The sequence below is a fragment of the Pseudomonas sp. 09C 129 genome (assembly GCF_002843625.1).
In the GTDB taxonomy this organism is placed as follows: Bacteria; Pseudomonadota; Gammaproteobacteria; order Pseudomonadales; family Pseudomonadaceae; genus Aquipseudomonas; species Aquipseudomonas chlororaphis.
Genome location: NZ_CP025261.1, coordinates 3,775,024 through 3,789,901, shown reverse-complemented (window position 1 = coordinate 3,789,901; position 14,878 = coordinate 3,775,024). Strand labels below are relative to the sequence as shown.

Annotated in this window: 11 protein-coding genes; 10 read left to right on the top strand and 1 reads right to left on the bottom strand. The window is 64.5% G+C overall.

The annotated features are described in order from the left end of the window. Window positions 1-105: 105 nt before the first annotated feature. The 7 genes from CXQ81_RS17165 to CXQ81_RS17135 all read left to right on the top strand — a co-directional run bounded on the left by CXQ81_RS17165 (window position 106) and on the right by CXQ81_RS17135 (window position 8,040). On the top strand, window positions 106-1,032 hold the full coding sequence (locus CXQ81_RS17165; protein ID WP_101337927.1) for a carbohydrate ABC transporter permease: 927 nt from the start codon (window positions 106-108) through the stop codon (window positions 1,030-1,032). Between the two features lie 10 nt (window positions 1,033-1,042). Beyond that, window positions 1,043-1,873 (top strand): carbohydrate ABC transporter permease, encoded by an 831-nt coding sequence (locus CXQ81_RS17160; protein ID WP_009043804.1) that lies wholly within the window; start codon window positions 1,043-1,045, stop codon window positions 1,871-1,873. A gap of 148 nt (window positions 1,874-2,021) precedes the next feature. Continuing rightward, on the top strand, window positions 2,022-3,125 hold the full coding sequence (locus tag CXQ81_RS17155) for an ABC transporter ATP-binding protein (RefSeq protein WP_101337926.1): 1,104 nt from the start codon (window positions 2,022-2,024) through the stop codon (window positions 3,123-3,125). Between the two features lie 14 nt (window positions 3,126-3,139). Continuing rightward, a complete protein-coding gene (locus CXQ81_RS17150) occupies window positions 3,140-4,621 on the top strand; it encodes a mannitol dehydrogenase family protein (RefSeq protein WP_101337925.1) in 1,482 nt (493 codons plus the stop codon). 301 nt (window positions 4,622-4,922) lie between these two features. After that, window positions 4,923-6,431 (top strand): xylulokinase, encoded by a 1,509-nt coding sequence (gene xylB / locus CXQ81_RS17145; protein ID WP_101337924.1) that lies wholly within the window; start codon window positions 4,923-4,925, stop codon window positions 6,429-6,431. A gap of 2 nt (window positions 6,432-6,433) precedes the next feature. Beyond that, on the top strand, window positions 6,434-7,372 hold the full coding sequence (locus tag CXQ81_RS17140) for a carbohydrate kinase (RefSeq protein ID WP_101337923.1): 939 nt from the start codon (window positions 6,434-6,436) through the stop codon (window positions 7,370-7,372). A gap of 50 nt (window positions 7,373-7,422) precedes the next feature. Next, a complete protein-coding gene (locus tag CXQ81_RS17135; RefSeq protein ID WP_087091019.1) occupies window positions 7,423-8,040 on the top strand; it encodes a hypothetical protein in 618 nt (205 codons plus the stop codon). Window positions 8,041-8,516: 476 nt separating this feature from the next. On the opposite strand, the gene CXQ81_RS17130 is transcribed toward CXQ81_RS17135, so the two are convergent. Continuing rightward, the gene (locus CXQ81_RS17130; protein WP_101339430.1) at window positions 8,517-9,827 is read right to left on the bottom strand and encodes an OprD family porin; all 1,311 of its coding nucleotides are present in this window, start codon (window positions 9,825-9,827) and stop codon (window positions 8,517-8,519) included. Between the two features lie 774 nt (window positions 9,828-10,601). Here CXQ81_RS17130 and CXQ81_RS17120 point away from each other — a divergent pair. The 3 genes from CXQ81_RS17120 to CXQ81_RS17110 all read left to right on the top strand — a co-directional run bounded on the left by CXQ81_RS17120 (window position 10,602) and on the right by CXQ81_RS17110 (window position 14,862). Then, window positions 10,602-11,630 (top strand): NAD-dependent epimerase/dehydratase family protein, encoded by a 1,029-nt coding sequence (locus CXQ81_RS17120; protein ID WP_101337921.1) that lies wholly within the window; start codon window positions 10,602-10,604, stop codon window positions 11,628-11,630. Between the two features lie 332 nt (window positions 11,631-11,962). Further along, a complete protein-coding gene (locus tag CXQ81_RS17115) occupies window positions 11,963-14,011 on the top strand; it encodes a type VI secretion system tip protein VgrG (protein ID WP_101337920.1) in 2,049 nt (682 codons plus the stop codon). Then, the gene (locus CXQ81_RS17110) at window positions 14,002-14,862 is read left to right on the top strand and encodes a DUF4123 domain-containing protein (protein WP_101337919.1); all 861 of its coding nucleotides are present in this window, start codon (window positions 14,002-14,004) and stop codon (window positions 14,860-14,862) included. Before CXQ81_RS17115 ends, CXQ81_RS17110 begins: the two co-directional genes overlap by 10 nt. Window positions 14,863-14,878: the final 16 nt, after the last annotated feature.

Here is a 14,878-nt window from a genome sequence, read left to right as displayed (position 1 = left end):
TGCCCGCGATAGCCGCACCGCGGTCTGTCCGATAAGCGCGTCATCGTTCGTCGCGGGCAAGCCTCGCTCCTGCACAGAAAACACACCTGAACGGTTGTGATCGCCATGAATACCTCGACTGCCAACGCTCATCTGCAAATACCCCGGGCCGCGCGCAAGCGCCGCCTGCTCAACCCCGGCTGGTTCCTGGTCAGCCCCTCGGTGGCGCTGTTGCTGCTGTGGATGATCGTGCCGCTGGGCATGACCCTGTACTTCTCGCTGATCCGCTACAACCTGCTGTACCCCGGCGAGAACCAGTTCGTCGGCCTGGAGAACTTCAGCTACTTCCTCACCGACTCGGGCTTCCTGCCCGGGGCCGCCAACACCCTGTTGCTGGTCGGCAGCGTACTGCTGATCAGCGTGGTGTTCGGGGTACTGATCAGCGCCCTGCTGGAGGCCAGCGAGTTCCTCGGCCGCGGCATTGTCCGGGTGCTGCTGATCTCGCCGTTCTTCATCATGCCCACGGTGGGCGCGCTGATCTGGAAGAACCTGATCTTCCACCCGGTGTCGGGGATTCTCGCCGCCGTGTGGAAGCTGTTCGGCGCCCAGCCGGTGGACTGGCTGGCCCACTACCCGCTGCTGTCGATCATCATCATTGTCTCGTGGCAGTGGCTGCCGTTCGCGATCCTGATCCTGATGACCGCCATGCAGTCGCTGGACCAGGAACAGAAGGAAGCCGCGCGCCTGGATGGCGCCGGGGCCATCGCGATCTTCTGGCACCTGACCCTGCCGCACCTGGCGCGGCCGATCGCGGTGGTGGTGATGATCGAGACCATCTTCCTGCTCTCGGTGTTCGCCGAAATCTTCACCACCACCAACGGTGGCCCGGGCTACGCCTCGACCAACCTCGCCTACCTGATCTACAACCAGGCGCTGGTGCAGTTCGACGTGGGCATGGCCTCGGCCGGCGGCCTGATCGCCGTGGTCATCGCCAATATCGCCGCGATCATCCTGGTACGGATGCTCGGCAAAAACCTGACTGACAAGCCCTGAGGTGCGCGCCATGACCCTGCAACAATCCCGCCGCCTGCAAAGCCTGCTGCTCGGCACCCTGGCCTGGGCCATCGCGATCCTGATCTTCTTCCCGATCTTCTGGATGCTGCTGACCAGCTTCAAGAGCGAAATCGACGCCTTTGCCACGCCGCCGCAGTTCATCTTCACGCCGACGCTGGAGAACTACCTGCACATCAACGAGCGCAGCAACTACTTCGCCTTCGCCTGGAACTCGGTGGTGATCTCCTTCAGCGCCACCGCCCTGTGCCTGCTGATCGCGGTACCGGCGGCCTACTCCATGGCCTTCTACGAAACCCGCAACACCAAGCGCACCCTGCTGTGGATGCTGTCGACCAAGATGCTGCCGCCGGTGGGCGTGCTGATGCCGATCTACCTGCTGGCCAAGAGCTTTGGCCTGCTGGACACGCGCATCGCGCTGATCGCGATCTACACCCTGATCAACCTGCCGATCGTGGTCTGGATGATTTACACCTACTTCAAGGACATCCCCCGGGACATCCTCGAGGCCGCGCGGCTGGACGGCGCGACCCTGGGCCAGGAAATGCTCCGGGTGCTGCTGCCGATCGCCAAGGGCGGGCTGGCCTCCACCGTGTTGCTGTCGCTGATCCTGTGCTGGAACGAGGCGTTCTGGTCGCTGAACCTGACCTCGTCCAACGCCGCGCCGCTGACCGCGCTGATCGCCTCCTACTCCAGCCCCGAAGGGCTGTTCTGGGCCAAGCTCTCGGCGGTCTCGACCCTGGCCTGCGCGCCGATCCTGATCTTCGGCTGGATCAGCCAGAAACAACTGGTGCGCGGCCTGTCCTTCGGCGCCGTGAAATAACCAGACGACTCACTACCTGTAGCCGCTGCCGAAGGCTGCGATCGAGCCGCAGGCTCGCCAGCGATCGCACAGACGCCGAGGCCCCTTCGGTGCCTGTCGCAGCCTGCGGCAGCGGCTACACCGACATTCAGAAACATGGAGGCCCGTCATGGCCAACCTGAAAATCAACAATCTGCAAAAAGGCTTCGAAGGTTTTTCCATCATCAAAGGCATCGACCTGGAGGTGCGCGACAAGGAGTTCGTGGTCTTCGTCGGCCCCTCGGGCTGCGGCAAGTCCACCCTGCTGCGGCTGATCGCCGGGCTGGAGGAAGTCAGCGGCGGCACCATCGAACTCGATGGCCGCGACATCACCGAGGTCAGCCCGGCCAAGCGCGACCTGGCCATGGTGTTCCAGACCTACGCCCTGTACCCGCACATGAGCGTGCGCAAGAACATGTCCTTCGCCCTGGACCTGGCCGGCGTGCCGAGAGCCGAGGTGCAACAGAAGGTCGACGAAGCGGCGCGCATCCTCGAGCTGGGGCCGATGCTCGAGCGCAAGCCCAAGCAGCTGTCCGGCGGCCAGCGCCAACGCGTGGCCATCGGCCGGGCCATCGTGCGCAACCCGAAGATCTTCCTGTTCGACGAGCCGCTGTCCAACCTCGACGCGGCGCTGCGGGTGCAGATGCGCCTGGAGCTGGCGCGCCTGCATAAAGAGCTGCAGGCGACCATGATCTACGTGACCCACGACCAGGTCGAAGCCATGACCCTGGCCGACAAGGTGGTGGTGCTCAACGGCGGGCGCGTGGAACAGGTGGGCTCGCCGCTGGAGCTGTACCACAGCCCGGCCAACCTGTTTGTCGCCGGCTTCCTCGGCACGCCGAAGATGGGCTTTCTCAAGGGCCGGCTGAGCCGGGTCGATGGCCAGGGCTGCGAGGTGCTGCTGGAGGCCGGCACCCGCATCCAGCTGCCGCAGAGCGGCGCCCACTTGAGCGTCGGCAGCCCGGTGACCCTGGGTATTCGTCCCGAGCACCTGGAGCTGGCCCGGCCCGGCGACTGCACCCTGCAGGTCACCGCCGACGTCAGCGAACGCCTGGGCAGCGACACCTTCTGCCACGTCCTCACCGCTTCCGGCGAGGCCCTGACGATGCGCATCCGCGGCGACCTGGCCAGCGCCTATGGCCAGCAGTTGAGCCTGAACCTGGACGCCGAGCACTGCCACCTCTTCGATGCCGACGGCGTGGCCGTGGCCAGGCCGCTGCGCGCCGCCGCCTGAACGAGAACCGAACGATGAAACTGAACCGACACAACCTCCACCACCTGGCCCCTGAAGTCCGCCTGCCCGCCTACGACCTGGCCGAGACCCGGCAAGGCATGGTGCATATCGGCGTGGGTGGTTTCCACCGGGCGCACCAGGCCTATTACACCGATGCCCTGATGAACACCGGCGAAGGCCTGGACTGGAGCATCTGCGGAATCGGCCTGCGCGCCGAGGACCGCCGGGCCCGCGACGACCTGGCCGGCCAGGATTACCTGTTCACCCTGTTCGAGCTGGGCGACAGCGATGCCGCCGAAGTGCGGGTGATCGGCGCCATTAGCGACATGCTGCTGGCCGAAGACGGCGCCCAGGCGCTGATCGACAAACTGGCCGACCCGCAGATCCGCATCGTCTCGCTGACCATCACCGAGGGTGGCTACTGCATCGACGACAGCAGCGGCGAGTTCATGGCCCACCTGCCGCAGATCCGGCACGACCTGGCCCACCCGCAGCAGCCGCAGACCGTGTTCGGTTTTCTCTGCGCGGCCCTGGCCCAGCGCCGGGCGGCCGGGGTCCCGGCCTTTACCCTGATGTCCTGCGATAACCTGCCGCACAACGGCGCGGTGACCCGCAAGGCGCTGCTGGCCTTCGCCGGGCAGCGCGACGCCGACCTGCGCGACTGGATCGCCACCCACGTCAGCTTCCCCAATGCCATGGTCGACCGCATCACGCCGATGACCAGCACCGCCCACCGCCTGCAGTTGCACGACCTGCACGGCATCGACGACGCCTGGCCGGTGGTCTGCGAGCCCTTTGCGCAATGGGTGCTGGAAGACAAGTTCGTCAGCGGCCGGCCGGCCTGGGAAAAGGTCGGCGTGCAATTCACCGACGACGTCACACCCTATGAGGAGATGAAGATCAAGCTGCTCAACGGCAGCCACCTGGCCCTGACCTACCTGGGGTTCCTCAAGGGCTATCGCTTTGTCCACGAGACCATGGCCGACCCGCTGTTCGTGGCGTACATGCGCGCCTACATGGACCTGGACGTGACCCCGCAACTGGCGCCGGTGCCGGGCATCGACCTCTGCGCCTACAAGGACACCCTGGTGGCGCGTTTCTCCAACCGGGCGATTGCCGACCAATTGGAGCGGGTCTGCTCCGACGGCTCGTCGAAGCTGCCCAAGTTCAGCGTGCCGACCCTCAACCGCCTGATCGCCGACGGCCGCGATACCGAGCGCGCCGCCCTGGTGGTCGCCGCCTGGGCCCGGTACCTCAAGGGCGTGGACGAAAACGGCGACACCTACCGCATTCCCGACCCGCGCGCCGCGTTCTGCCAGGCGCTGGTGGCGGACGACGCACTGATCAGCCAGCGATTGCTGGCGGTCGAGGAGATCTTCGGCAGCGCCATCCCCAACTCGCCGGCCTTTGTCGAAGCCTTCGAACGCTGCTACAGCAGCCTGCGCGACAACGGCGTGACCCGCACCCTGGAGCGGGTGTTGGCCCGGGACCGCTGATGCTTGCCTGTCGCGGGTGCGTTTCCCCAGGCAGATCGCGGACTCAGGTTTTGCGATTGCTACGTCGGAATGCCGCCCAAACCGGTCGCAGCCTCGCGAGCTCGGCAGCGGCTACACCGCCGTCGCACCTGTAGCCGCTGCCGAAGGCTGCGATCGGCGGCGTAGCCGACGCAAATCCTGCCAACGCGTTTCTCCAGGCAAATCGCGGACGCAGGTTTTGCGGTTGCGCTGCAACCGGTCGCAGCCTCGCAGGCTCGGCAGCGGCTACAGTGGGTTTGATTAATTTTGTGCAGGTTCATCCATGACGACGCAACAGCTTTTCCTCGGCATCGACTGCGGCACCCAGGGCACCAAGGCCATCGTCCTCGACGCCGCCAGCGGTGCAGTACTGGGCCTGGGCGCGGCGCCCCACAGCCTGATCAGCGGCGCCAACGGCCGCCGCGAACAGGACGTCGAGCAATGGCGCGAGGCGTTCACCCTGGCCACCCGCCGTGCGTTATTGGCGGCGGGGGTCAGCGGCCTGGACATCCTCGGCATCGGCGTCTCCGGCCAGCAGCACGGCCTGGTCCTGCTCGACCAGCAGGGCCAGGTGCTGCGCCCGGCCAAGCTCTGGTGCGACACCGAATCCACCCCGCAGAACCAGCGCCTGCTGGATTACCTGGGCGGCGAACAGGGCTCCCTGGAACGCCTCGGCGTGGCGATTGCCCCCGGCTACACCGTGTCGAAACTGCTGTGGACCCGGGAACAGCATCCGCAGATTTTCCAGCGCATCGCCCATGTGCTGCTGCCCCACGACTACCTGAATTACTGGCTGACCGGCCGCTGCTGCAGCGAATACGGCGATGCCTCGGGCACCGGCTATTTCAACGTGCGCAGCCGCCAGTGGGACCTGGAGCTGCTCCGGCACATCGACCCCGACGGCCGCCTGGAAGCCGCCTTGCCGGAACTGCTCGAAGCCGACCAGCCAGTGGGCACGCTGCTGCCGGAGCTCGCCCGGCACCTGGGCCTCAACCCGCGGGCGCTGGTGTCCAGCGGTGGCGGCGACAACATGCTCGGGGCCATCGGCACCGGCAATATCCAGCCCGGGGCGATCACCATGAGCCTGGGTTCCTCCGGCACCCTGTACGCCTATGCCGAGCAACCCCGGGTCAGCGCGGACGCCGCGGTGGCGACCTTCTGCTCCTCCAGCGGCGGCTGGCTGCCGCTGATCTGCACCATGAACCTGACCAATGCCACCGGCGCGGTGCGCGAACTGTTCGACCTGGATATCGACGCCTTCAACCAGCTGGTGGCGCAGGCGCCGATCGGTGCCGAGGGCGTGTGCATGCTGCCGTTCCTCAACGGCGAGCGGGTCCCCGCCCTGCCCCATGCCAGCGGCAGCCTGCTGGGTCTGACCGCCGACAACCTGACCCGGGCCAACCTGTGCCGCGCGGTGGTCGAGGGCACCACCTTCGGCCTGCGCTACGGCCTGGACCTGCTACGCCAAAACGGCCTGCAAAGCCAGGGCATCCGCCTGATCGGCGGCGGTTCGAAAAGCCCGCTGTGGCGGCAGATGGTCGCCGATATCATGCACACCCCGGTGGTCTGCACGGAGCAGAGCGAGGCCGCGGCCCTGGGCGCGGCGATCCAGGCGGCCTGGTGCTATTCCCGCAGCAGCGGCCAGCCGCAGAGCCTGGCGCAATTGTGCCAGCGCTGCGTGAGGCTCGATGCAAGCAGCGAAACCTTGCCGATAGCGGCCAATGTCGCGGCCTACCAGCAAGCCTATGAACGTTACCAACAGCATGTGGCAACCCTTTTGAAGAGCGAATGACTATGTATCTGGTCTGTGGTGAAGCACTGTTCGATTTTTTCAGCGAAGACGATGCCAGCGGTCGGGCATCGCGGGTCAACTTCCAGGCCATCGCCGGCGGTTCGCCCTTTAACGTCGCGGTCGGTCTGCGCCGCCTGGGCGTGGACGCGGCGCTGTTCGCCGGGCTGTCCACCGACTACCTCGGCCGGCGCCTGTTGCAGGTGCTGCGCGACGAAGGCGTGGCCGAGGACTACCTGCTGCACGTCGAGGCGCCGACCACCCTGGCGATGGTCGCGGTGGGCGCCGACGGCTCGCCGCAATACAGCTTCCGTGGCGAAGGCTGTGCCGACCGCCAGTTGCAGCTCAGCGACCTGCCGCCGCTCGACAGCCGGGTGCGCGGCCTGCACATCGGTTCGTTTTCCCTGGTGGTGCAGCCGATCGGCGACACCCTGCTGGCGCTGGTGCGTCGCGAGCGCGGCCAGCGCCTGATCAGCCTCGACCCCAACGTGCGCCTCAACCCGGCCCCGGACATCCAGCTGTGGCGCCAACGCATCGACACCCTGGTCCGGCTGGCCGACCTGATCAAGGTCAGCGACGAGGACTTGCACCTGCTTTACCCCGACCAGGACCCGCAGCACGTGATCGAAGGCTGGCTGCAGCATCACTGCCAGCTGGTGTTCCTGACCCGCGGCGCAGAGGGCGCGACGGTGTTCAGCCGGGTGCATGGCCGCTGGTCGGCGCCGGCCATGCCGATTAAGATGGCCGACACCGTGGGCGCCGGCGACACCTTCCAGGCCGCCTTGATTGCCTGGCTGACCGAACGGCAGCTGGATTCGTTGGAGGGTGTGGCGGGCTTGAGCCGGGACCAGATCGATCAGATGCTCAGGTTCGCCATCCGCGCCGCGGCGCTGACCTGTGGCAAGACCGGACCGGACCTGCCCTATCGCCATCAACTGAACTGATCGCAGGAACGCCACGCGGCGCTCCCACCGACCCGAATAGAGCCTTGCCTTTGACCCGCTTTGCCTGTGCCGCCGTAGTCTTCCCCCTCATCCTGACCGGCTGCGCGACCTCGCCGCCGGCCAACCCCAACGACATCTGCGAGATCTTTCGCGAGAAAAGCGACTGGTACAAAGCCGCCAAGGCCACCGAAGAGAAATGGGGGGTGCCGATCCAGGTGCCGCTGTCGATCATCTACCAGGAATCGAGCTTCAAGCAGGATGCCTTGCCGCCACGCAAATACCTGTTGTGGGTGATTCCCTGGGGTCGGGTGAGCACGGCGGCCGGCTACCCGCAGGCCAAGGACGAAGTCTGGGGCGACTACCAGCGCAAGGGTGACAACTACTGGGCCAGCCGCACCAACTTCGCCGACGCCACCGACTTTATCGGCTGGTACATGGACCAGACCACACGAGTCAACGGCGTGACCAAGCAGGACGCCTACCGCCAGTACCTGAACTATCACGAAGGCTGGGGCGGCTACCGCCGGCAGACCTATACGGCCAAGCCCTGGCTGCAAACCGTGGCGATGAAGGTGCAAAGCCGTTCCAGCCTGTACGGCCAGCAATACGCCAGCTGCCGGGAAGAGTTGAACCGCGGCTTCTGGAGCCGCTTCTGGCATTGGCTGTAACGGCCCGAACGGCGCTTGCGCACATCTCCCCGGCCTGCGTACGCCCTGTAGCCGCTGCCGAACTCCGCGAGGCTGCGACCGACTGCAAGGCAGCCGCAAAAGCCAGCAACGCGATCTATCTGAAGTGGCCGCGTGCAGATCGCGACTACTGCGTAGTCGATCGCAGCCTCGCAGGCTCGGCAGCGGCTACACAGACACCGCGAACCCTGTAGCCGCTGGCGCAGCCTGCGATCGGGCGCGCAGCGGCCGCAAAGCCTGCCAACGCGTTTCTCCAGACAGATCGCAGATTCAGAATTAGCGGTCGCTACGTCGAAATGCCACCCAAACCGATCGCAGCCTCGCAGGCTCGGCAGCGGCTACACAGACACCGCAAACCCTGTAGCCGCTGGCGCAGCCTGCGATCGGCTGCGAAGCAGTCGCAAACCAGCCAATGCGTTCATCCAGACAGATCGCGGATTCAGCTTCCGGCAGCGACGTCAGAGAATCGAGAAGTTGTAGCTGACGATCAGCCGCGTCTCGTCCACGTCCCGCGCGTATTTTTCGTAGTTGCTGCGGTAGGTGGCGTTACGCAGGCGCAGGCTGACGTCCTTGAAGGTGCCGCTCTGCACCACGTACTTGAGTTCGCTGTCGCGTTCCCACTCGCGGCCTTCCTGGTCGCTGCCCGGGACCTTGATATGGTCGCCGCTGACATAGCGGGTCAGGAAGCTCAGGCCGTTGATGCCGATGGCCTTGAAGTCATAGTCGTAGCGCAACTGCCAGGAACGCTCCTGGGCGGCGGCGAAGTCGTTGACCTGCACATAGTTGACCAGGTACGGGTTGCTGCCATCGAGGTACGGCATCGAATTGTCGCCGTTCATGCGCTGCCAGCCGGCGCTGAAGGTGTGGCCGTCGATGGCGTAGCCGAGCATGCCGCTCAGGGCGCGGTTATCGATGGAACCGGCGCGCTCGGCGCCGCTGTCGGCGCTCTTGAGCAGGCGTAGGTCAGCCTTGAGCACGCCCTGGCCCAGCGGCTGGTTGGCCAGCAGGCCGATGAAGTGCTGGCGGTAGATGTCTTCCAGCTCGGCGTAGTGATACTGACCGGTCAGGCGGTCGTTGAACCTGTAGTCGATGCCGTACATGTCGAAATGGTCGGCGGTGATGTTGCAGGCATACCGCTTGTTCTTGCAGTGCACACGGATGTCCTGGGCGTCCGTGGAGTCCCGGGCGGTGTACTTGTCCAGCCGCGCGGCCGTGAACGTCAGGTCCTTGATCTCTTTGGACGTGAGCATGGCGCCGTTGAACATGGTCGGCAGCAGGCGCCCGTCGTTGTACTTGAGCAGCGGCAGGTCCGGCAGCAGCGCGCCGTACTTGAGCACGCTCTGCGACACGCGCACCTTGGCGGTCAGGCCGAGCTTGGCGTACTGGTCCTTGGAACCCCGCGGGTCCTGGCCGCTGGACGGCAGCAGGCCGCTGTTGCTGCGGTCGGGGCTGGAGTCGAGCTTGAAACCGAGCATGCCCAGCGCGTCGATACCAAAGCCGACGGTGCCTTCGGTGTAGCCCGATTGCAGGTTGAGAATGAACCCTTGCGCCGACTCTTCGCGCTTGGAGGCACCCTGATCGTTGCCGGTATGGCCGTCGCGGAAGTCACGGTTGAAGTAGATGGTGCGCGACTCGAGCTTGGCGCTGCTGTCTTCGAAGAAACCCGCGGCCTCGGCCCGGGCGGTAAAACCCGCGCACAGGCACAGGGCGCCGAGGCCCACCGTTGGATAACGCAGCGGTCGGAATGAGTGCAGCAAAGGGAAAGGCATGAAAAGCTCCAGCAGTGCATCGGTAAAGCAGATGAAAGAAAGGCAATAGCAATCCATCTGGCGAATCATTTATGGCCAGGTGAATTGATCAAATCAATGTTGATCGCAAATGATGGCAGATGGCTTTGACGGGCTACACCCGACTTTAGTCTGAAGCGGCTACAGTCTTTGGCTCTGAACACCCTCCTTCAACGCGCTGCCCTCGCCTGGAATAAAGCGATCATTTCCAACACTCTTTGCCTTTCTCCAGGCTCTTGGCCAAGGCGCTATTCATTGGGCGCTTCGAGAGATTTTGGATCCAAGGAAGCCTGCGCCCAGGATAAAAATGAGTTTTTTCGTTAAAAACCTCTACCGCTCGTCGGATTAATTTGCCCTGCCGGGTTTGTTACCCAGGAATTGCCCCAAGGCTTTCATGAACCTTTCATTCATATTATCTAATTGATTTTAAACAGTATTATTTCTTAAATAGGGTTATACAAAACGCCTTCGTCATTTATATAACACGGCAAAACGCCAATTAACCGTCTCCATGCTGTGGTAGTGTCAAAAAAAGAACGCGTAAAGGACTTGCACCTATTCAGTTCTTTAAAAAGTGAGCCATGAAACTCACGCATTACCCATCACGGATGAGGTTCCTCCCTTGGATGTCAGCGTTTTTGGTACCGGCCATGTCGGCCTGGTACAAGCAGTCGCCCTCGCCATCGCGCGGGACATCGCTCGCCTGTGTCCCCCGGGCAGTCGCTTGCCCTGGCGCGTACCGGGGGCGCTCTGCGCATGAATATCCTGATCACCGGGGCCGCCGGCTTCATCGGCGCCCATACCGCACTGCGTTTGCTCAAGGATGGGCATCAGGTCACCGGGGTGGATAATTTCAACGACTACTACGACCCGCAACTCAAGCGTGACCGGGTGCGCTGGGTGGAGCAGCAGGTGGGACAGTTCCCGCTGTACCGCCTCGACCTCGGCGATACCGAAGCCCTCGACCGGCTGTTCGCCCAGGTTCGCCCGCAGGTGGTGATCAATCTGGCGGCCCAGGCCGGGGGACGTTATTCCCTGGAAAACCCCAAGGCTTACCTGCACAACAACCTCGGCGGCTTTCTCAACCTGCTGGAAATGTGCCGGCGCTATCCGCCCGAACACCTGATTTACGCGTCGTCCAGTTCGGTGTACGGCGCCAACCATCAACTGCCGCACAAGGCCAGCGACACCGTGGACCATCCTCTGTCGCTGTACGCCGCGAGCAAAAGGGCCAATGAGCTGATGGCCCATAGCTACAGCCATCTGTTCGACATGCCGGCCACCGGCCTGCGCTTCTTTACCGTATATGGCCCCTGGGGACGCCCGGACATGTCACCGGTGCTGTTCGCCCGGGCCATCTGCGAAGGCCGTCCGCTGAAGCTGTTCAACTACGGTATGCACCAGCGCGACTTCACCTATATCGACGACCTGGTCGAATCCCTGGTTCGCCTGCTGGGCAAGCCACCGGTGCGCAACCCCTTGTGGAACCGCGAACACCCCGACCCCGCCACGAGCATGGCGCCTTGGCGTCTGTTCAATATCGGCGGGCAACGTTCGGTGGAGCTCAAGGACTACGTCGCCACCCTGGAGCAACTGCTCGGGCGCAAGGCACAGGTCGAGTACCTGCCGTTGCAGCCCGGCACCGTGCTGAACAGCTGCGCCGATGCCAGCGCCCTGGAGAACGTCACCGGCTTCGGCCCTCAGGTCCCCCTGGCCGAGGGCCTGGGACGCTTTGTCGATTGGTTCCAGAGCTACTACCGGCCGCCGTTGCCCCCGCGTTCCTGACGCGACAACGACCTGCCCCCGGCGACAGCCTGTGTCGCCCTTGCGGGCTAGCTGGCCGACGGCGATTGCGGCGCTGGCTCGCTGCTCGAAAGCTCGTCGCCGGCCCGCGTCGCCACGGGAATCCCTGAGCGGCCATCGGCGTATCCCCTACAGCCAACTCCGCTGATGCCCGTAGGGCGTTAGCCGGATGGGTTGTCAGGCATAAGTAATGGTTATCGCGGACATTTCTGAATGTTCCGGCGGGCGGAAAGCCGCGGCGGCCTCGGCTTGAATCGACCGGCTTATTCCTGCACCATCCGCCCCCTGCTTATTCAATGGATGGATTTCACGGCATGCTGGATGCTAACGCTACCCATATTTCCCTGACGATCGAAGGCGCCTCGGTCGACCTTCAGGTCCTCAGTTTCGTTGGCCGCGAAGCCCTCAATCAACCCTTCTGCTTCGATATCGAACTGGTCAGCGCGCGTCCCGACCTCAAGCTCGAAGAACTGCTGCATAAGCCGGCTTGCCTGACTTTTGGCGCGACCGGTAAAGGCCTGATCCACGGCCTGGTGTACCGCATCGCCCAGGGCGATTCCGGGCGCAAGCTGACCCGCTACAGCATCAGCCTGACTCCGCAGCTCAACTACCTGCGCCACAACTTCAACCAGAAGATCTACCAGCACCTCAGCGTGCCGAAGATCATCGCCCAGGTCCTCGAGGCCCGCGGCATCCTGGCCGACGCCTACAGTTTCCAGCTCGGCGCCACCTACCCGGAGCGGGTCTACTGCACCCAGTACGACGAATCCGACCTGCACTTCATCCAGCGCCTGTGCGAAGAAGAAGGCATTCACTTCCACTTCCAGCACAGTGCCGGCGGCCACAAACTGGTATTCGGCGACGACCAGACGGTGTTCCGCAAACTGGCGGCGGTGAACTACCAGCAGGACTCGGGCATGGCCGCCGAACAGCCGGTGATCAAGCGCTTCAACCTGCGCCTGGAAACCCGCACCAGCCGCGTCAGCCGCCGCGACTACGACTTCGAGAAACCGCGCCTGCTGCCCGAGGGCGCGGCCAAGTCCGGGGTCATGCCGGACCTGGAAGACTACGACTACCCCGGCCTGTTCACCCAGCAGGCCCGCGGCAAGCAACTGGCGACCCGCGCCCTGGAACGCCACCGCAGCGACTACCAGCTGGCCGAAGGCAAAGGCGACGAGCCAAGCCTGGTCAGCGGCCACTTCCTGACCCTGGCCGCCCACCCGCGCAGCGAATGGAACGACCTGTGGCTGCTGCTGGAAGTGATCCACGAGGGCAAGCAGCCGCAAGTGCTGGGCGAGAACATCACCAGCGACGTCACCAGCAACAAGGACGATTTCCATCAGGGCTACCGCAACCGCTTCCTCGCCACGCCTTGGGACGCACACTACCGCCCGCCGCTGGAACACCCGAAACCCAAGTCCCTGGGCAGCCAGACCGCCGTGGTCACCGGGCCCAAGGGTGAAGAAATCCATTGCGACCAGTACGGCCGGATCAAGGTGCAGTTCCACTGGGACCGCGACGGCCAGGCCGATGACAACACTTCCTGCTGGCTCCGCGTCGCCAGCGGCTGGGCCGGCAAGGCCTACGGCGGCATCGCCATCCCGCGGATCGGCATGGAAGTGCTGGTGACCTTCCTCGAAGGCGACCCCGACCAGCCCCTGGTCACCGGCTGCCTGTACCACAAGGAAAACGTGGTCCCCTACGACCTGCCAGCGAACAAGACCCGCAGCACCTTCAAGACCCTCAGCTCGCCGGGCGGCAAGGGTTACAACGAACTGCGCATCGAAGACAAGAAAGGCGCCGAGCAGATCTACCTGCACGCCCAGCGCGACTGGGACGAGAACGTCGAGCACGACCAGCGGATCCGCGTCGGCAACCAACGCCACGACACGGTCGAGGCCAACGCCCTCACCGAACTCAAGGCCGAAGAACACCGCATCACCCACCTCGACCGCAAGAGCGAAATCCGCGCCAACGACCACCTCACCGTGGCCGTCACCCAGCACGCCAACATCGGCACCGCGCAATTCGTCGAAGCTGGCCAGGAAATCCACTACAAGACCGGAAACATCGTGGTTCTGGAAGCCGGCGCCGAACTCACCGCCAAGGCCGGGGGCAGCTTTGTGAAGCTCGATGCTGGTGGCGTGACCATCAGCGGGGCCGACGTGAAGATCAACTCCGGCGGCGCGCCGGGCGTGGGTACGCCAGCGGCGCCGCTGTTGCCGGGCCCTTTGAAACTCGCCGATAACGACAAGGCCGGCAAAGTCCCGCTGCCCAGCCGCCTCAACGAGTCGGGCATCACCCCGCTGTGCGGAAAACAGAGCAACGGCGCCTGCAGCCGTAAGGATTGCACATGCATGTAAACGCCATGAACGCCCTGCTGACCGCACCGCGTTATGCCTTCGAGCAACTGCCCCGCGAGGGCTCCAGCCAGAGCCTGTACTTCATCATCGATCGCGGCCGCCAGCCCGAGGCCATATCGATCCTGTATCGCGTCGGCGAGCCGATGAACACCCAGCCGCTGTTCGGCAATACCGACTTGGCCGAGCTGGCCAGCGAAGGCCCACTATGGCTGGTCGCCCCCTGGGGCAGTCGCCTGGCCGCCGAAGCAGCGCGCCTGTGCGCAGAGAACGGCGCCGGCATCGCCCTCACCGCCGAGGATCCCGCCAAGGCCCTGGCTCACGCCCGCTGGCTGCTGAAGGCCAATGACGGCTCCGGCGGCCAGAGCCTGCTGAGCTATCACAAGGCCAGCCTATGGGCCGCCCTGGTCTATACCGCCGGCGACACCGCGAATCAGCTGTTCGGCCCCTGGCAGAACGTCTACAGCCCTGCCCCGCGCAATTTCGGCCCACAGAATGGCCACTGGCTGGCCTGGAGCGCCGACGCCCAGCAGCCCTGGAACGCCGATGGACCAGCCTTCAACCTCCCCGCCGACACTGCCAGGGTCCAGGCACGCCTGGGCTGGGTGTACTGGGTCGACGAGCAATACGCCGCCTTCGGCGAACCCGAGGATGAACGCCTGCCAGACATCACCGAGAACCTCGACGTGCTGCTGGAACACCAGATTTATGAAGGCCGGCATTTGCTCAAGCTGGCCCCGGTGGTCAATGGGCCACTGTTTAAAACCCGGCTACAAGCCATGACCGTCCTGCAATCCAAGGAAGAGTCGTTCATCAAGGTTGAACAGCTGCAGCAACTCGCCAGCGACGCCTGATGAACCTCACCGCGCC

Coding starts and splice junctions, on each gene's coding strand:
- CXQ81_RS17165 (WP_101337927.1), top strand. CDS start 106: ATGAATACCTCGACTGCCAACGCTCATCTGCAAATACCCCGGGCCGCG.
- CXQ81_RS17160 (WP_009043804.1), top strand. CDS start 1,043: ATGACCCTGCAACAATCCCGCCGCCTGCAAAGCCTGCTGCTCGGCACC.
- CXQ81_RS17155 (WP_101337926.1), top strand. CDS start 2,022: ATGGCCAACCTGAAAATCAACAATCTGCAAAAAGGCTTCGAAGGTTTT.
- CXQ81_RS17150 (WP_101337925.1), top strand. CDS start 3,140: ATGAAACTGAACCGACACAACCTCCACCACCTGGCCCCTGAAGTCCGC.
- xylB (WP_101337924.1), top strand. CDS start 4,923: ATGACGACGCAACAGCTTTTCCTCGGCATCGACTGCGGCACCCAGGGC.
- CXQ81_RS17140 (WP_101337923.1), top strand. CDS start 6,434: ATGTATCTGGTCTGTGGTGAAGCACTGTTCGATTTTTTCAGCGAAGAC.
- CXQ81_RS17130 (WP_101339430.1), bottom strand. CDS start 9,827: ATGCCTTTCCCTTTGCTGCACTCATTCCGACCGCTGCGTTATCCAACG.
- CXQ81_RS17120 (WP_101337921.1), top strand. CDS start 10,602: ATGAATATCCTGATCACCGGGGCCGCCGGCTTCATCGGCGCCCATACC.
- CXQ81_RS17115 (WP_101337920.1), top strand. CDS start 11,963: ATGCTGGATGCTAACGCTACCCATATTTCCCTGACGATCGAAGGCGCC.
- CXQ81_RS17110 (WP_101337919.1), top strand. CDS start 14,002: ATGCATGTAAACGCCATGAACGCCCTGCTGACCGCACCGCGTTATGCC.